The 16,560-nt window shown below is 55.4% G+C and carries 19 protein-coding genes; 9 read left to right on the top strand and 10 right to left on the bottom strand.

The features are described 5' to 3' along the window. The coding region (locus QI197_00665) for a hypothetical protein (GenBank protein MDK2371892.1) at window positions 1–203 on the bottom strand (203 nt) is incomplete at its 3' end. An 80-nt stretch (window positions 204–283) separates the two neighbouring features. Beyond that, window positions 284–1,579 (bottom strand): glutamine synthetase family protein, encoded by a 1,296-nt coding sequence (locus QI197_00660; protein ID MDK2371891.1) that lies wholly within the window; start codon window positions 1,577–1,579, stop codon window positions 284–286. 272 nt (window positions 1,580–1,851) lie between these two features. Here QI197_00660 and QI197_00655 point away from each other — a divergent pair, with 272 nt between their 5' ends. Continuing rightward, window positions 1,852–2,880 carry a DUF763 domain-containing protein gene (locus QI197_00655; protein MDK2371890.1) on the top strand — a complete coding sequence of 343 codons (1,029 nt, stop codon included), beginning with the start codon at window positions 1,852–1,854 and terminating at the stop codon, window positions 2,878–2,880. Between the two features lie 2 nt (window positions 2,881–2,882). Here QI197_00655 and udg read toward each other — a convergent pair whose 3' ends face one another. Together udg and QI197_00645 are read right to left on the bottom strand one after the other, a co-directional pair. Continuing rightward, window positions 2,883–3,485: a type-4 uracil-DNA glycosylase gene (gene udg / locus QI197_00650; GenBank protein MDK2371889.1), complete on the bottom strand. Its 603-nt coding sequence runs from the start codon at window positions 3,483–3,485 to the stop codon at window positions 2,883–2,885. Further along, entirely contained in the window at window positions 3,482–4,270 is a 789-nt protein-coding gene (locus QI197_00645) for an NAD+ synthase (protein ID MDK2371888.1), read from the bottom strand. The genes udg and QI197_00645 overlap by 4 nt, the downstream gene beginning before the upstream one ends. Before the next feature lie 60 nt (window positions 4,271–4,330). On the opposite strand from QI197_00645, the gene QI197_00640 reads away from it, so the two are divergent. From QI197_00640 to QI197_00625, 4 genes are all read left to right on the top strand, one after another. Continuing rightward, entirely contained in the window at window positions 4,331–4,930 is a 600-nt protein-coding gene (locus QI197_00640) for a hypothetical protein (protein ID MDK2371887.1), read from the top strand. Then, window positions 4,927–5,247: a hypothetical protein gene (locus tag QI197_00635; GenBank protein ID MDK2371886.1), complete on the top strand. Its 321-nt coding sequence runs from the start codon at window positions 4,927–4,929 to the stop codon at window positions 5,245–5,247. Before QI197_00640 ends, QI197_00635 begins: the two co-directional genes overlap by 4 nt. Before the next feature lie 101 nt (window positions 5,248–5,348). Continuing rightward, window positions 5,349–5,648 (top strand): hypothetical protein, encoded by a 300-nt coding sequence (locus tag QI197_00630; protein ID MDK2371885.1) that lies wholly within the window; start codon window positions 5,349–5,351, stop codon window positions 5,646–5,648. Further along, complete coding sequence (locus QI197_00625; protein MDK2371884.1) at window positions 5,626–6,048, top strand: hypothetical protein; 423 nt, start codon at window positions 5,626–5,628, stop codon at window positions 6,046–6,048. The genes QI197_00630 and QI197_00625 overlap by 23 nt, the downstream gene beginning before the upstream one ends. A 24-nt stretch (window positions 6,049–6,072) precedes the next feature. Here QI197_00625 and QI197_00620 read toward each other — a convergent pair whose 3' ends face one another. Beyond that, the gene (locus QI197_00620; GenBank protein ID MDK2371883.1) at window positions 6,073–6,813 is read right to left on the bottom strand and encodes an HD domain-containing protein; all 741 of its coding nucleotides are present in this window, start codon (window positions 6,811–6,813) and stop codon (window positions 6,073–6,075) included. Window positions 6,814–6,880: 67 nt separating this feature from the next. After that, the gene (locus tag QI197_00615; protein MDK2371882.1) at window positions 6,881–7,219 is read right to left on the bottom strand and encodes a DUF2703 domain-containing protein; all 339 of its coding nucleotides are present in this window, start codon (window positions 7,217–7,219) and stop codon (window positions 6,881–6,883) included. 104 nt (window positions 7,220–7,323) lie between these two features. Here QI197_00615 and QI197_00610 point away from each other — a divergent pair, with 104 nt between their 5' ends. Then, window positions 7,324–8,730 carry a stage II sporulation protein M gene (locus QI197_00610; protein ID MDK2371881.1) on the top strand — a complete coding sequence of 469 codons (1,407 nt, stop codon included), beginning with the start codon at window positions 7,324–7,326 and terminating at the stop codon, window positions 8,728–8,730. 31 nt (window positions 8,731–8,761) lie between these two features. On the opposite strand, the gene QI197_00605 is transcribed toward QI197_00610, so the two are convergent. Beyond that, window positions 8,762–9,316: a CBS domain-containing protein gene (locus tag QI197_00605; GenBank protein MDK2371880.1), complete on the bottom strand. Its 555-nt coding sequence runs from the start codon at window positions 9,314–9,316 to the stop codon at window positions 8,762–8,764. 59 nt (window positions 9,317–9,375) lie between these two features. On the opposite strand from QI197_00605, the gene QI197_00600 reads away from it, so the two are divergent. The 3 genes from QI197_00600 to QI197_00590 are packed head-to-tail and all read left to right on the top strand — an operon-like array spanning window position 9,376 to window position 13,514. Further along, on the top strand, window positions 9,376–10,506 hold the full coding sequence (locus tag QI197_00600; GenBank protein ID MDK2371879.1) for a PLP-dependent transferase: 1,131 nt from the start codon (window positions 9,376–9,378) through the stop codon (window positions 10,504–10,506). Between the two features lie 14 nt (window positions 10,507–10,520). Next, window positions 10,521–12,437, top strand: a complete 1,917-nt coding sequence (locus QI197_00595) for a sugar phosphate nucleotidyltransferase (GenBank protein ID MDK2371878.1) — start codon at window positions 10,521–10,523, stop codon at window positions 12,435–12,437. 42 nt (window positions 12,438–12,479) lie between these two features. Next, a complete protein-coding gene (locus tag QI197_00590; GenBank protein ID MDK2371877.1) occupies window positions 12,480–13,514 on the top strand; it encodes a substrate-binding domain-containing protein in 1,035 nt (344 codons plus the stop codon). 81 nt (window positions 13,515–13,595) lie between these two features. Here the strand turns inward: QI197_00590 and nrfD are convergent, their stop codons facing one another. From nrfD to QI197_00575, 3 genes are all read right to left on the bottom strand, one after another. Beyond that, window positions 13,596–14,531: a polysulfide reductase NrfD gene (gene nrfD / locus QI197_00585; protein MDK2371876.1), complete on the bottom strand. Its 936-nt coding sequence runs from the start codon at window positions 14,529–14,531 to the stop codon at window positions 13,596–13,598. Between the two features lie 13 nt (window positions 14,532–14,544). After that, on the bottom strand, window positions 14,545–15,108 hold the full coding sequence (locus QI197_00580) for a 4Fe-4S dicluster domain-containing protein (GenBank protein ID MDK2371875.1): 564 nt from the start codon (window positions 15,106–15,108) through the stop codon (window positions 14,545–14,547). An 11-nt stretch (window positions 15,109–15,119) separates the two neighbouring features. Further along, window positions 15,120–16,560: molybdopterin-dependent oxidoreductase (locus tag QI197_00575; GenBank protein MDK2371874.1), on the bottom strand; the 1,441-nt coding region annotated here is incomplete at its 5' end.

Here is a 16,560-nt window from a genome sequence, read left to right as displayed (position 1 = left end):
GCCCTGAGGTAGACATCATTGGAGTAGCCGGGTGTGATGGTGATCAGGGTCACGGTGAAGTTGGCGGTCTCACCGGCCCTCACCCTCCTGTACGTGGGGCTCACGTCTAGGTCGAAGTCGGCCGCTCTCACTTCAATCAGGGCGGTAGAGAGAATCGCTGCGAGTACCAGTACCAGCAGGAGGAGTGAAACCCTGTTACCCATCCTCAAGTAACTGCGCGTGTCAGAATAAAAATGTAGCCAGATGAGGGCCGATCCGGCCAGAGATCGCGTCAATCAACGTATCATACGCTCAAATATGCTCTGTACTCGGCCTCGCTTGGCCAAGATCCGATCTCCGATGCCTCCTTCCTCTTGATCTCGATGTAGGACTCCAAGGTGGAGGAGTCGAACACGCCGCTCAGGTAGGCGTTATCAGATTCAAGCTCGTCCAAGGCCTCGTGCAGGGTTCTCGGGAGCCTCTTGGCCTTTAGCCCATGAGTGTAGGCGTTCACATCGACCGGATCTCCCGGATCGATCTTCCTACTTATGCCATCCAAGCCAGCGGCGAACGTGGCGGCGAAAGCAAGGTAGGGGTTACAGCTCGGATCTGGAACGCGGAACTCCACTCTTTTTGAATTCTTCCCACCCTTCCTGTACACGGGAACTCTTATTGCGGCACTCCTATTAGCCCTGCCCCAGATCGCGTATATAGGGGCCTCGAAGCCCGGGACCAAACGCTTGTAGCTGTTGACCGTCGGCGCGACTATGGCTGCGAGGGAGCCTATGTGCTCGATTATGCCGCCCACGAAGTACCTACCCAGCTGACTCAGTTCAGCATACTCATCGTCCGGATCGTAGAAGAGGTTTCTACCGCCCTCCCATAGACTCAGGTGTAAGTGCATCCCGCTCCCATTGTCCCCGGGAACGGGCTTGGGCATGAACGTGGCTATGAGGCCCAAATCCCTAGCCACCTCCTTTATACCCCTCTTGACCCTCATCACCTTATCCGCCGCCCTGAGGGGTGTGTCCGCCCTGACCGAGACCTCGGACTGGCCCACACCTACCTCGTGGTGCGTGACCTCCGGTTGCAGGTTCAGGCTCATCAGCTCGTCCATCACCTTGAGCTTGAACTCGTAGAGGGGATCTGAGGGAGAGCTCAGGTGATAGTTGATTTTGGGAGCATTTCCCCACGCGAAGACGGGTCTCAGGTCCTCGTTGAGGGTCATGAACTCCATCTCGGGGCCGACCATCCCCTTGTAGCCTTGGGTGGCCAGGAGGTCCTCGGCCCTCTTGGCCACGTATCTAGGGTCCTTGGGGGATCTACCTCCTCCGAAGGGCTCCCATATCTCGCTAAGCATTCTGAGTACATCGTCCTTGATCACGGCTGTCTGGGGATCCGGGATGAGCACGGCATCGCTCCACTCTATGACAGAGAGGCCCACGCTGCTGGCATCGAAGGAACCACCCTTCTTGGATTCGAAGATTTCCAAGGAGAGGATCTCGCTCCTCAAGGTGCCAGAGAGATCCACGTACTCAAGCTCTACGAATTTGACTCCCTTTGATGATGCTTCTTTCAACACCTCTTCGAGGGTAAGCATAAGTATAGGTAACCCTCGGTTATAAATCCGTTACTAGCGAAAGGGTTGAAACGAGTGAAAGGGGCGTATCGAGACTCATTTTAATGAGATCCTCCATATAGCACTTCTATTTAACTAAAAATAACGCTTCTCGTGTTCCATAAGCTACATGAATACAATGAAATCTTCAAATGACGGTCATCAAGACACACATATGAAACTTTTCCTGTAAAGTCGTCTATCACCAGCATTCCGAAAGGTTATTTTCGCCTTAATGTATCCAGCATATAGGAATGAGGAGGACAGGGGAGGCCCACCTCCCTCTTCATGGAGGGAAGGCTCCGGCTTGGCTCTTCAGGCGCATGAAGGAGCTGGCCAAGCCCATACTCTCTTCCGTGGTCTCCGAATACGGGAAGAGGGGTCTCCTCGAGAGATTGGCTGACCCACACTGGTTCCAAGCCTTAGGATGTGTCCTGGGATATGACTGGCACTCCTCGGGAGTCACTACCGTGCTGACCGCAGCATTGAAAGAGGCCCTACAAGAGGAGGATATGGGCGTCAGGTTAGCTGGGGGGAAGGGCAGGACCTCCCTGAAAACCCCTCAAGAGCTAGCATCTATAGCGGAGGAGTTCGGTCTCGATCCCTCTCCCTTGGTAAGGGCCAGCAGGCTCTCGGCCAAGGTCGATAACTCGGTACTGCAAGACGGCTTCGATCTTTACCACCACGCCTTTGTAGTGACTGAGAACGGGGAGTGGGCTGTGGTCCAGCAAGGTATGAATCCCTCCCTGAGGATGGCTAGGAGATACCACTGGCTCGGGAGTAGGGTGGAGAGCTTCGTCATAGAGCCTCACCACAGCATCATATCCGAGGCCGGGAAGGTAAGGGTGCTCAATCTAGTGGCTAGGGAGAGCGAGGGCGTGAGAAAAGCCTCCCTCGACCTAGTTAAAGAGGGAACGGCCAGGCTCAGGAGGCTGATGAGCGAGTACAGGGTTCTCAAGATGCCGAGGAGGATAGACTGGAGCGCGCTGGAGCGAGCCTATCAACTGAATCCTTCCAGCTACGAGGAGCTCTTGGAGATCAGGGGGATAGGGAGGTCCGCACTCAGAGCCCTAGCTCTGCTCAGCGAACTGGTTTACGGGGAAAAGGCCAGTGTGAGGGATCCGGCCAAGTACTCCTTCGCCTTCGGCGGGAAGGATGGAGTCCCCTTCCCCGTTGATGTCAAGCTCATGGACGAGATAATCTCGTACCTGAGAGGCAGGGAGATCCCTAAAATCAGGGTCAGGGTTAGAGGAGGCCTGACCGATTATCTGGACCGGGATTAAGGCTAGAACCAGGCCTCCAGCCCCTCATCCTGATTGCTCTCGCCTAGCATCCCCTTCAACTTCCTGAAGTCCTCCTCCAGCAGGGGCCTCAGCCTGGGATTGTAGAGGGCAGCTGCCGGGTGGAGCGTGGGCATCAGCAACCTCTTCCTACCGAACAGCTCCACCTCGAACACCCTCCCCCTTATCCTCATGATGGACCTCTCCTCCCTTCCTGCCAGCCTCAGGAGGGTCAGAGCGCTGTGCCTGCCCAGAGCCACTATCACATCCGGATCTATCGCCCGGAGCTGCCTCTCGAGGAAGGGTAGACAAGCTTCAATCTCCTCCGGCCTCGGGTCCCTGTTGTTGGGCGGCCTGCACTTCACCACATTGGTTATGAAAACATCCTCCCTCCTCAAACCTATCGAGGCCAATAACTCCGTCAGCAGCTTTCCGGCAGCCCCCACGAAGGGCCTACCTTGCAGGTCTTCGTTCCTCCCCGGCGCCTCCCCCACGAAAACCACCTTGGCATTGGGATTACCCTCTCCAGGCACGGCATTCGTCCTGCTGGCGTGGAGGGGGCAGCGCCTGCAGAACCTTATTTCCCTGGCTATATCCTCTAAGCTCAAAGCCTGACCCTCGCTACGGGAGGCATGGTCCTCTTATGCGCCGTTCTCGCGTGCATCTCCAGAACCCTGTCCACATCCGCGCCGAACATCCTCCTGACCTCATCATGGCCCATCCTCAGGTCGAATATCGCGTGCAAGATGAGATCGATCCTCTCATAGGGAATACCCAGCTCCTCCTCAGCCCTGTGCCCTCTCCAGAGTTGGGGGCTGCTGGGCTTGCTGACTATCCTCTCGGGGGCGCCGAGCCACCCCCCCAGCCACCTGACCTGGGTCTTGTAGAGATCTCCGATTGGCAAGAAGTCCACGCCCCCGTCCCCGTACTTGGTGAAGTACCCTATCAGTATCTCGCTCCTGTCTCCAGTGCCGGCTACTAGTAGATTCCTGCTGTTCGCCACGTAGTAGAGGAGGGACATCCTTATCCTAGCTCTCAGGTTCCCTAAAGCCACTCTGTCCTCCGGGCTAAAGAACTCCGACTTGGTGAAGGCATCCACTATGTCAGCTATGTCCCTCTCCCAGTAGGATATGCCCAGCTCGTCAGCTACCATCCTAGCGTCCTCCACATCCTCGCGAGGGGTGATGCGGGAGTCGGGCATTATGAGGCCGAATACCCTATCAGACCCCAAGGCCCTCACGGCGAGGTAAGCGGTCACGGTGGAATCCACCCCTCCGCTCAACCCTAAGACGACGCCATTGGTTCTCGATCCGGCGACCATTCCCTTCACAAAGCCCGTTATCGACTCCGTCACTCTCTTCCAGTCCAGCCTGAGTTCGTCGATCGTCAGCATATTCCATCTGGGAGACTATCTTTTTTACGTTTTCCTGTAGGCTAGGGAGGTGCGGGCGAATTGAACTGGCTAGGCGCGGCCTCCCTAGTGCTCCTGCTGTTCGTGATGATATCGCCGTGGTGGTGGATGGAGGGCTACCTGCCACAGCTAGGTGGCTACTTCAAGTACGAGGGTAACCCCCTCACCTTCATCTGGTCCTCGGGCAACAGGTCCTCCCTCAGCTTCGCCCTCCAGACCTTCACTTGGCTGTCGGAGCAGGGCAGGCTTCCTCCCGGCTCCAGGTACAGGACCGGACTTACCAAGTTCTTCCTCATGCTCAGCACGTTCATGCTCGCGCTGGGCGGCCTAGCCTCGATATACGCCCTGGCTAAGGAGTCCACGAATCCATACTTCATCGCCGCTTTCCTAGTCTTCATGGCAGTTGCGTTCTACGAAATAGGCTTCCTGGTCACGGAGGCGCCTAGGTCCCTGAGCCTCTCCTTCACCGTGGGGGAGGAGCAGGCTTGGGTGAAGTGGGGAGAGGGCATCGGCAAGTATCTGGACATAGCGCTGGTGGCGCTGCTGATAGCTGCCGGCATAGTGAACAAGCTCTTCTTCGAGTACGAGCCGGGACCGCCCAGGAGGCCGCCCAGAAGGAGGACCGGGAGGTACTGGTGGTGATCTCCCGATTGGAGGGGAAGCTGGAGAGGGCCAAGGAGCTGGCTCACAGGGATCCCGGCAGCGCGCTAGCCTTGCTTAGGGAGGTGGCCGAGGAAGTGTTAAGGGTAGCGGCCCCGGACTGGGATCCCTATAGAGAGAGCTTGGCTGAGTACGCTGCGGTGAGGAGGTACCCTGACTTCTTCCACGAGATGGCCGACAGGATGGAGGGCTCCTACAGGTTCGTCATGCAGGCTGGCGAGAGGGATGTGCTGGGGGCCATCTCCTCAACAGCCTTCCTCTTGGAGGTCCTGAGGAGACTGCCCGCAAGTAGTAGCTGAAGATGCAGCAGGGATTGGGCTTATGTGCTAGGCCCTGACCTTGACCATCAACTATTTAAGCGATACAATTATTCAATTAATTAATGTCGTCAACGATAACAGTGCCTGAGGAGCTGAGGAGGAGAGTGAAGAGACTCGCTTCCCTCCTTGACGTACCTCAGCATAAGGTCTTGGAAATGCTCCTTGACCTCTTCGAGCGGGATCTATTAGAAGAGGAGGATCGATCAGTAGATCACGACGTGGCAGAGGAACTGGAGAAGGCTGAAGCTAAGGTAGAGGCAGAGGATCCCGATTGGGCCGAAAGATCGCGTAAGATAGAGAAGGCTGTCAGGAGAGGATTGACGCCCGAGCTTTTCAGAGGGAACTGGGGGATAGAGTTTGCAGAAGAGGATAATGCTTGATAGCATGATCTTCAGGAATAGACCCTTCCTTTCTTGGCTCAGAGTGAACTTAGAGAGGTTCAGGATATATATTAGCCCGATTGTTCACGCAGAGACTGCTCTGTGGTACCTCTACATCGGCTTGGATCTGGAAGACCTCGCATCAGACTTGAGGGCGTTGAGGGCAGAGATACCGCCTATCACTAGGGAAATCACTGAAAAAGTGGCTGAAAGGGCGTTCACGAATAGAAGGGCCTTGCCGTTCAGGCATCATGCTAGGGATTACTTGATAGGGGCCCAAGCAGAGCATCTCGGGACTTGGATCGTGACCTATAACAAGAGGCACTTCGCATGGGTCAACGTACCGGTACTAACCCCCGAAGAGCTGATCAAGCGCTTTCGGGGTCCATCTGCCGATTAGGAGGGTGAGCCCTATTACGATAACTCAGATGAACCTGATAACTTCCCTCCCGCCAATTATCGCGTAGATTTCAACGAACCTCTCGAACTTGGTTCCCCTCAATTTCTTCATCAGGATCTCCTCTATCTGGAAGGTACCGCTCGGATCCTTCATGTAAACCTCTATCCTCAGGGGTTTCTCCTCTCCCCTCGTTATCTCCACCTTCTGAACTGAGAGGGCGGAGTACTTGTGGATGTCGTGGCCTCCGAGCCTGAACGGGAGCCTGGCCCTCTCCTGTTCCATGTCACAACCATCGGCAGTGGCCACGACTCCAGCCTCTATGCTGGTGGGCTCGAACCTCCCCATGTGGCACATTATGGCCTCGTATATCATACTGGCAACCTTCACGGCCTTCTCCTCATCCTCGTAGACCATGGAGGTTATCTCCTCCACAAAAGGTTTAGCTAGCATTACGCTGAGGAACTCATGCTCCTCCCTGTGTATGGAGTTCCCGATGTCGTGTAGGTAGCTGGCCACCATCACTATAAGCTTGGAATCCTCGAAGTCCCTCCAGTCTTCAGTGACCACGATCTCCGGCCCCAGTATGTCGAGGATCTTCAGCGAATTTCTGGTGGTTATCATCGCGTGAGTCACCCCGTGATCGTTGAACTTGAGCCTGTGGACCAGCACTATATTGGACATGTCTAAGAGGCCCCTTATCCTCCTGTTGCTTCTGAGGTAGTCGTAGACCCTCAAGAGCCTCTCTGAACCGTTCAGCCTGCTCACAATTTCGTGATCGAGAGTTCGCTCTAAGGTATTCATAGAAGATGATGGTGCGGAGGGCCTTTTAAACTTACCCGGATGTGGAGAGCACCCTCCTGAGGGCCTCGACTATCATCCCCTTGGGAGGGTAGTCGTGGTACTTCCCGGCCCACTTGTATATCCTGCTACAGGTGGACGTGTACACCCCCCTGTCCTCGAAGGAGGGATCCACATCCACGCCGTTGATCCTCACGGTGGGGACGCCCAGAACTCTGTGCTGGGCTGCCTCCTCATCACTGGCGAGGAGAATCTCCTCCAGCTCGTAATCCTTCAATCCAGCCTCCTCAACGGCCTTCTTTATCTCCTCAACGACCGGATCCTTGGGACACTCAGGAGTGTAATAGACCGATATCTTCACCTTGTTGACCATCGCTAATAACCTCCTCCTCCCATATTTTTATCTTTCCTAGCTGATGAGGGTGGGATTGAGGGTTCACTTCGTGGAAGGGAGGGTGATGGACTATCCTATACGGAATTAGACCTTCTAAGCTCTCCACTAGGGTGATCGCTCATCTGATAGATCTCTCCATAGTTACACTCGCGTACGTGCCCGTGGTCCTCTTTGCGGAACCCCTCACGGAGGGAGCGGGGTTCCTCGGGCTGTCGCTCCTCTCCTCCATATTCCTCCTCATATTTCTCGGTTACTTCACCCTCTTCGAGGGGCTCACCTCCTCGACACCGGGCAAGCGAGCCTTGGGGCTGAGGGTGATCTCACTGAACACCCTCTCCAAGGTATCGATGGAGGACTCGATCGTCCGGAACTTGCTCAGACTGGTGGACGCCCTGACCCTTTATCTATCTATCCTCTTCACAGATGGCACGAGGATAGGCGATCTGGCGGCAGGAACTGTCGTGGCATCCAAAGACCTCCTCACCTTGGAGCTGCCGTCCGGCAGATCTGATGTGGCCGTGGACATAAGGAAGGGGATACTTGAGGCAACGTCACAGGAGCTGATGACTATGGAGGGAGGGGAGGAGCTGGTGAAGAGGCTCTCTAGTGGGGTGAAGATCGACGAGCTGCCGGAGGAGGTCCCCGAGGAGGTCGCGAGCGCGGCCTTCGTCCTCGCCACCAGGCCCAGACTCTCGCTCACCCTTTTAGGACCTGAGAAAATAACGAGGATCTATGAGAGGGCCGCGGAGCTGTGTTATCACGTTGAGAGCAGGGAGATACTAAGGAACAGAGTCGAACTGATGAGGGCCCTTATGAGAGAACCTCCGCGAGGAGGCTTCGATGTCAGGAGAGTGTTCTTGGAAGGACCGAGGGAGTTCAGGGAGCTGGCCCCCTACTTCCTCCTCTCCCTAATGATATTCACGGCCTCCCTCCTCGCAGCCTACAACTACAGGCCTGCGTGGCTCGAAACTCTCCTGAAGGAGCTGTTCGGAAGGGGAGAGGCGGTGAGCCAGCTGAATCCCGTGATCCTCTCACTTCTTATCCTGATGAACAACGTCAGGGTGGCCCTCACCGTTGTTGGCACTGCCCCTGCGATATTCCCCGCACCCCTGGTGCTGACCGCCAACGGAGCCCTAGTCGGACTCGTGATCGTCGTATCCAAGGCAGGGCCCGTACAGACCTTGGGCTTGATCCTACCTCACGGAGTTCCAGAGCTCACTGCCATATTCATCTCGACATCCATAGCCCTCTCCGCGGTGAGAGAGATTATAGTACCCCGATCGGGGAGCAGGTTGAGATCTGCGGGTGAGGTAATAAGGGGCAAGCTAGGAGTGCTGGGGCTGGCCCTGCTAGTACTGGTGTACGCCGCTCTGGTGGAGGGGTTCGTCACCAGGGGTATAGGAAAGGACCTCCAAATGGCCCTCATCTTCTCCCTAGTGGAGGGATTCGTGATATACGCCTACCTCTTACTGGTGGGTCGAAGAGGATGATGACTGAAGCTCAGCCCTTCCGAGATTGGGGTTAGCACTCCCTCCCCAGACCCTTTAGGAGGTCGCTCTTTGTGACTATTCCCACGATCCTTCCCCTCTCCTGGATGAGGACCGCTGGATAGAGGAAGAGCATATCCCTCAGGAGGGGAAGGGAGGCGTCAGCTGGCAGAATGGGGAAGGCCTCCTCCAAGACCTCCTCCACCCTCGACTCCGGGGATAGGGAGGAGAGCTTCCTCAGTAGCCCCTCCTCCGTCACCGAACCTACCACTCTCCCGCCGGTCATCACGGGAAGCTGGGAGATCCCCCTCTCTCCCATTATGGAGATGGCCCTACTGACAGTCTCCTCCGGAGTCACGTGTATCACGGGGGAGCTCATCACCTCAGACGCCTTGGTGCATCCCCTCTTCCGCCTGGCCCTCTCCAAAGCCTCGAATATCCTCAGCGCAACCTCGTAGCTGGGGACCATCTGCCCCCTCTCCACCTTTGAGATAAGTGATTGACTAACCCCCGCCATCTTAGCGAGCTCCTTCTGGCTCAGACCCAGCGCCCTCCTCTCCCTCGCTATCGAGGAAAGGTCCCTTATCATTATTCCTTTAGGAATATCTCATTACTTAAAATTATTACCAGGGAATTTCCTGAAGGCCCATGCCAAACTTCATCCCGTTGGAGACCCCGATCTACATGACGGCCACCTTTCTCAATCCACTTCCCACCGGTGAACCCAGCATCTCGGACAGGGGCACGGACCTGAAGTATTCGAGGGAGGAGAATCCCACCGTCCGAGCGCTCGAGAGGAGCCTAGCTGACCTAGATGGTTTCGAAGACGGACTGGCTTTCAACAGCGGCATGGCATCCATCTCGACCCTCCTACTATCTAAGGCTAGAGAGGGCATCTTGATGGGTGTTGACGCTTATCCAACCACGGTGGCTCTCGCCCTTCATCTGAGAGGGATGGGCTTTCGAGTTAAGCTGGTTCCGATCAAAGAGGTAGTGGATGCCGTGTCCAGCGAGTGGGGTCTCATCTTCGTCGAAACGATAACCAACCCCATGCTGAGGGTGCCCGATCTCCCATCTCTATCGGACAGGTGTGAGGAGAAGGGGGTGGAGCTGGCAGTAGATAACACATTCGCCTCTCCTGTCCTGCTGAAACCCAGTAAATTCGCTTCATACTCGATCCAGAGCGCCACCAAGTACTTGGCGGGCCACAACGATGTAATCGCGGGTGCCCTCACATCCGATGACGTTGGAGAGCTTTGGGAGTGGAGGAGGAGACTGGGAACTATACTGGATCCCTTTAGGGCCTTCCTTGTCCTCAGAGGTTTGCAAACACTTGAGCTCAGGGTTAAGAGGCATTCCCAAACTGCCTTGGAGGTAGCCAAGTTCCTAGAGGGGTGCGATCTAGTGGAGGAGGTCAGGTACCCGGGTCTGAAGTCGCACCCCGACCATCGAATCGCGAGAGAGCTCTTCCACGGGATGTACGGTGGCGTCATAACCTTCATCCCTAAGGTGGATCCGGAGAGGATGTTCAGACACCTCAGGGTGGTGAGGCCAGCTCCCAGCTTGGGAGCGCCTGCAAGCCTGATCAGCAGACCCCTGACTTCTGCTTCCTCCCTGTCTCCCTCTTTAGTTAAAGAGATGGGCATAAGTGAGAGGACCGTCAGGCTCTCGGTGGGTCTCGAGGATCCTCGCATCATAATTGATGACTTGAAGAGGGCATTAGAGCTAGCCCGCGCCCCCTCCCAAGAGGGAGAGGTCTCATCCTTTATTAGTTGGTAGGGTTCATTACTAGTGTGAGAAGGCCCCCCGCGATCATACTCGCCGCAGGAAAGGCTACTAGAATGCGGCCCTACTCGCTAGAGGTGCCCAAGGCGCTCTTCGAGCTCGCGCCCAACCTCACGGTTCTGGACCTTACAATAAGGTGGTTGAGGGAGGAAGGCATCAGGGACATCATCATAGTGACTAGGCCGAGCCTAGCAAGGTTCTTCGTCGAGAGGTACGGGGACAGCGTGAAGGTGGTCACCACGGATAGGGAAGAGGGCTTTGGTAACCTCTACTCTTTCTTGACGGGTGTCAAGGTCGCTGACAGCTCCGAGTACCTCGTGCTGATGTCGGATCACATATTCGAGCCCGAGATCCTTAGGAGGATGCTCAGGAAAGGAGGGAGCAGGGCTTTCACCCTATCTCTCGACAGGAATCCACCGTGGGACAAGCTGGAGGAGGGCCTGAAGGTCGTGCTGGAGGACGGCGAGGTGAAGGAGGTCGGGAAGGACGCGGTGCCCCATTACGGGATAGACACGGGCATATTTTACTGCACCGAGAAGGCTGAGGTGATAGCTAGGGAGACGATAGAGGAGAAAGGGGAGAAGGCAACGATAGCTGATGCCCTGAGGAAGGCGATAGCCTACGGCGAGGTCTCGTACGTGGATGTGACGGGCCTCATCTGGATGGATGTGGACACCCCAGAGGATTTGGAGGAAGCGAGGAAGATACTGCCGCTCCTCCTCAGGAGGAGCCTCATCAAGCCAGGGGACGGTCCAGTCTCCCGCTACATAAACAGGCAGATCTCCACTAGGCTCTCGGTCGCCCTCTTCTTGAGGGGCATATACGTCAGTCCGAACCTGATATCCCTCCTAGCCTTCTCCCTGATGGGGCTAGCGGCGGTCCTCATATACAGGGGGTTCCTGGTGCCCGCGGCCCTCATAATCCAGCTCTCCTCCATAATAGATGGAATGGACGGCGAGATAGCTAGGTTGTTCGGAACGGCCAGCGAGTTCGGAGGCCTTCTCGATGCCTTCCTCGACAGGTACTCTGACCTGCTGATAGTGGCAGCGATAGGAACTGGAGTCACGTTTCTAGAACCTTGGCAGATCTTCCTCCTTGGACTAGCTGCAGGAAACGTCTTCGTGACGAGTTACGTCTCCCACTTGGCGGGTTGGAGCACCGAGAGGGTGGTGAGACTCAGGGCTTGGAGCCCAGCCAGCAGGGACGTTAGACTCCTCGTTGCCGCCGTGACCACCGCGCTGGGTATGTTCCTGCCCTTCCTCTGGTACATGGCCCTCGTACCACTGGCCTTCTCCGCTTACATGGTGATCGCCTCTAGGATTCCGGAGAAACCCATCAAGCTTGAGAGAAGGACCCCTAAGCCCGAGGTGAAGGTGAAAAGGGTCAAGAAGAAGGTAACTCCCTTGGAAGCGAATCTCAGGGTACTCCTAGCCTCATCCATAAAGTTGACCCTCTGGGTAATTGTCATAAGGCTCTTCTACGGGCTGGTGACGGATTTAGGCCCCTTAATGATTCTGGACCTGAAGATCAGCCCAGTGACCGTGCTTAACATTGCTGAGTTCATAGTGGTGGTTTACTTCGGCTACAGGATCCTCCTCTCCATAAAGTCCCTCCTAGACCTCCTGAGTAAATGGCTAGTGAGGGAGATGGGCCTTGTGACCGAGGCAGCGGTGAAGAGAGCGCTGGCTGACATCTTCTACCTAGCGATCATATCCCTCCTGATAATGTTCGTCCCTAACTACCTGGAAGGAGTCCCGTTGGGGAGCATAGTCTCCAAGGTGGCCCTACTCGTGCTTCTCTTCCTCTTCCTCCTGTTCTTCTACGACTTGGCGAAGCTGTTCTATAGGAGCTTCAAGGGCTTCTTCGACAGGCAGATATCCAAGATAGCTGAGAGGCTCTCTGTAGCGGTGGAGGGAGAGGAGTGACCTATTAATAGCCCACTCGAACAAATGTAAAAGGCTGAGGAGATGGTCGATGCGGATCCCCTAGACGAGCTCGAGGTGGAGGTGGACATAAGACTCATCAAAGATGGGAAAGTCATCCTCGACGGGAGGATAGCGGATCTCTTAAGGGCCGTTTCCAGAACGGGATCCCTTCTCGCGGCGACGAAGCTCATCGGAATCCCCTATTCCAAGGCATGGAGGACCATCACTTCATTGGAGAGGAAGCTCGGGAGGAGCGTCATAGCTCCCAAGAGGGGAGGGAAGTACGGGGGAGGAACTACCCTGACGGATGACGGCAAGAGACTACTTTCGATCTATGAGAAAGCAGAGAAGGAGATGGGAGTGGTCCGAAAATCCGTCGAGAAGGTGATCGAAAGACCGGATCTCCTCATAGCTGGAAGCCACGATCTATTGCTGGAGAGGGCTGTCAGTAAGTTGAGTGGGGCTATTGAGGTCCACTGGATAGGCTCCTACGGAGGACTCCTGTCCATGATGATGGGTGACGCTGATGTATCCGGCATCCACCTGCTGGACGAAACAAGCGGACGGTACAACGAGCCCATCGTCAGGAGACTTTTCCCAACTGGTGGGGTATCCCTCCTCAGGGGATACAGTAGGGAAGTTGGATGGGCCATGAGGAGGGATATGGATTTCCATCGTAGGGATCTCCTCAGTGGAAGGGTGGTCTTGGCCAACAGGAACAGAGGGTCCGGTACTAGATTGCTCCTCGACAGCATACTATCCAAATTGGCCGAGGATGAGGATGTAGATCCTAGGGAGTTGAAGAGCAGGGTGAAAGGGTATAACGAGGAGTTCTTCACGCACACAGATGCCTGCAGGGCGGTCGCCGAGGGAAGGGCGGATATAACCCTCACCATCAGACCCGTGGCTGAGATTTACGGCCTGAAGTTCGTGCCGATTGGATGGGAGAGGTACGACTTAGTCGTGAGTGAGAGGGTGAAGGAGGACATGCTGGCATCTCTACTAGATGCAATAAGGAGGGAAAGACCACCTACGGGTTATAGGGTGGAGGATGACCTAGGAGAGAGGATCTTCTAGCTTGATTCTTCTTATCCTTCTTTTCTAGACCCGGGAAAAGTAAAGATGAGGGGAGAAAGAAATTAGGAGAGGAATGAGGGTTCACGGGGGCAGGAAGACCGTGTTGGCCCCTACCGCCAGTACCACGTACCTGAGCAGCAACCCTCCGATGACGACCAGTATCCCTGCTATCACGGGCATGAGGCACCTAGCTCCTATCTTCTCCGTTTCCTTATGCTCTCCCATTATGTGCACGTACTCGAGCAGGAACGGGATGGCTAGACCCATCAGCACGACTCCGACGATGAACATCAGTGACAGATCTCCGAAGAGAAGTCTGTTAACCGCCAGAGAAGCCTCGATGGGGCCCTCTATCATCATTCCCATGTAGGTGAACAGGATGAGGAGTTCGATGGCTATGAGGGCAGAGTCCCACTTGGATAGCATCACACAGTACTCGTAGTGGTACTTCCTCTCAGCTGGCGGCGATCTTATCCCGACAGCCACGTTGGTCCACATCACGGCGACCACCCCTGTGGAGAGTGCTGAGGCCACGAAGAGAAGTGGTAGCGCTGGAGTGTGCCAGATCGGGATCTGCCTCACGATGCCTATCAATACTCCAGTGTAGTAGGTGACTAGGAAGCCGAACGCCGCGGCTAGGAAGCCCGTAATGTCAGCCACCTTCTCGTTCCCGTACCATGGAAGGAACTTGAACCAGTCGTTTATTGCGGTCACGTAGAGGGCACCTAATATCATGAATATGGTGAGGATCATCGAGCCTATGGTTATCATGGAGCCGAAGTTGAGCTTGGGACTCATGAACACCAAGTAAAATCTCTCCGGTCTTCCCAAGTCGAGTATCAGGAACAGAGTACCTACTACAACGATTATCAGGGAGAGGAGAGCGGCCTTAGATGTCACCTTTATGTCGTTGGCCTTCTTGGCTAGGTAGTAGCTGGCGAGCATGCCACCGCCGCCCATACCTCCTAGGAAGAGGTATATGGCAATATACCAACCCCACGCATCTTGAAATATCATCTAACCACCTCCATCACTCCTCCACAGCTCTCCTGATGTAGAACACCTTTGGTTCGGTGAGCAGATCAGGTCTGAGCTGCACAGCAACGCCGGACTTCGCTAACTTGTACACCTCGCTGTTCGGGTCCTCCAGGTCACCGAATATCCTAGCGTGGCCGACGCAGGTCTCCACGCACGCTGGCTGCCTGCCTTGAAGGACGCGGTTGTCGTAGCAGAAGGTGCACTTGTCGATGACACCCTTCCTCTCGTCCAAGTACCTAGCTAGGTATGGACAGGCCACTATGCAGTACTTGCAGCCTATGCATATCTCGTGATGCACCAAAACGACCCCATCCTCATTCTTGTAGCTCGCCCCGGTCGGACATACGGTGACGCACGGTGGGTTCTCGCAGTGCATGCACAGCCTCGGGACGAAGACCCTCGTGACATTGGGGAACTCGCCGAAGAAGAACTCTGGAACGTGGGTCCTGCGCCTGCCATCCCTCCACTCCGTGTCATTCTCCAGATCGCAGGCCGCTATACAGGCCCCGCAACCTATGCAGCTGCGGGTATCAATAACCATCGCGTACTTGGCCATCCAACCACCTCCTACGCCTTCTCAACCCTCACAAGGATCTCCTGCATCAGGGCGTTGGGCAGCAGCTTGTACTGATCTTCGAAGATCTTCCACATCCTGTTCATCGGTACTCCTCCTACCCTCTTGGCGTTCGTGAGCCTGTCACTCTCTATTCCCCATCCGGACACGGTGAACACGGTGTCGGGCCTGACTCCCTCGGTCACGAAGGCAACTGCGGTTGCAGACTTCCCTGTGGCCAAGCTGGTCACCTTAACTAAGTCACCATCCTTTATCCCCAGCTCAGCAGCTCTCTTAGCGTTTATCCAGAGGCCGTAGTGCCCCTTCCTAGCTATGGAAATCAGGAGATCGTTATCCGATGTGTGGGTGTGGCTCGTCACGGGACTCCTGCCGTAAGTCAGATAGAAGACGTTCCCGCTAGCCTTGTTAAATACCCTTGGTGGCACCCAATCCGGTAACGGATCCCAGTTGGGATTCTTTCCTGCCTTACTGGTGATTCCGAGGAGTTTCATGCTGTAAATCTCCACTTTACCTGTCGGCGTTTGCAAGGGCTTCTTGTAGGGCATAGTACCTATGAGCTTCTCCCTTGGCGTCAGGAGGACTACTCCCTTGCTCTGGAGCTCACCCAGATCGATCCCCTTGCCCTTCGCTTGCAGCTTCCTTATGCCAGCTATTCCCTCTGCTTCGTAAGCCTGCTGCAAAACTGGAGCCTTATCCTCACCCATACCTAGTATGACAGCTAAAGCGTGGAAGTACTTCTCCTTCATGCCCATTTTATCGGCAATTGAAACCGCTATATCTATCAGGGGCCTCGCGTCGTATATCGGATCGATAACCTTGAATGCTGAGTACATGGCCTTGTCAGGAGTGAAGGCCACCCCGAACAGTGGGTCATCTCTCTCCAAGTAAGTAGTATCTGGAAGTATGACATCGGCGTACATGGCAGTATCGGTGGCCATGTTGTCCACGACTATCACATGCTCCAGCTTCTTGAAGGCTGCCTTTACCTTATCCTCGTCCGGAACCGTCCTTATCCAGTTCCCTCCCCATACCATCAAAGCCTTTATGGGGTAGGGCTTTCCGGTTAGAATGGCCTCTATGTACGCGAGGATGTGGGGCTGAGCTGTTGATACTATAATGCCCTTTTCCTTCATCCACTGGACATCAACCCTGCTCTCCGGTAGTGGAGAGCTGGTTACGTTCCTTCCAACAGCATTGAACACCAACCCGCCAGGCTTGTCTATGTTGCCGACCATGGCGTTGAGTACTGCAGCCATTCTCCACGTCTGAACTGAATTCTCGTACTTGGGATCGTGCCATCCCGGATCTATCACAGCTGGCCTTATGGTACCGAACTCCCTGGCTACCTTCTCTACCAACTCGGCGGGCACGTCGCACACCTGAGAAGCCCACTGCGGTGAGTACTGCTCAAGCCTCTCGGCCAGGGCCTGGAAG

The sequence above is a fragment of the Thermoproteota archaeon genome (assembly GCA_030130125.1).
Classification (GTDB): domain Archaea; phylum Korarchaeota; class Korarchaeia; order Korarchaeales; family Korarchaeaceae; genus Korarchaeum.
This window is presented reverse-complemented; position numbering and strand designations above follow the sequence as displayed.

Coding starts and splice junctions, on each gene's coding strand:
- QI197_00615 (MDK2371882.1), bottom strand. CDS start 7,219: ATGGTCAACAAGGTGAAGATATCGGTCTATTACACTCCTGAGTGTCCC.
- QI197_00660 (MDK2371891.1), bottom strand. CDS start 1,579: ATGCTTACCCTCGAAGAGGTGTTGAAAGAAGCATCATCAAAGGGAGTC.
- QI197_00600 (MDK2371879.1), top strand. CDS start 9,376: ATGCCAAACTTCATCCCGTTGGAGACCCCGATCTACATGACGGCCACC.
- QI197_00645 (MDK2371888.1), bottom strand. CDS start 4,270: ATGCTGACGATCGACGAACTCAGGCTGGACTGGAAGAGAGTGACGGAG.
- QI197_00605 (MDK2371880.1), bottom strand. CDS start 9,316: ATGATAAGGGACCTTTCCTCGATAGCGAGGGAGAGGAGGGCGCTGGGT.
- QI197_00655 (MDK2371890.1), top strand. CDS start 1,852: ATGAGGAGGACAGGGGAGGCCCACCTCCCTCTTCATGGAGGGAAGGCT.
- nrfD (MDK2371876.1), bottom strand. CDS start 14,531: ATGATATTTCAAGATGCGTGGGGTTGGTATATTGCCATATACCTCTTC.
- QI197_00580 (MDK2371875.1), bottom strand. CDS start 15,108: ATGGCCAAGTACGCGATGGTTATTGATACCCGCAGCTGCATAGGTTGC.
- QI197_00590 (MDK2371877.1), top strand. CDS start 12,480: ATGGTCGATGCGGATCCCCTAGACGAGCTCGAGGTGGAGGTGGACATA.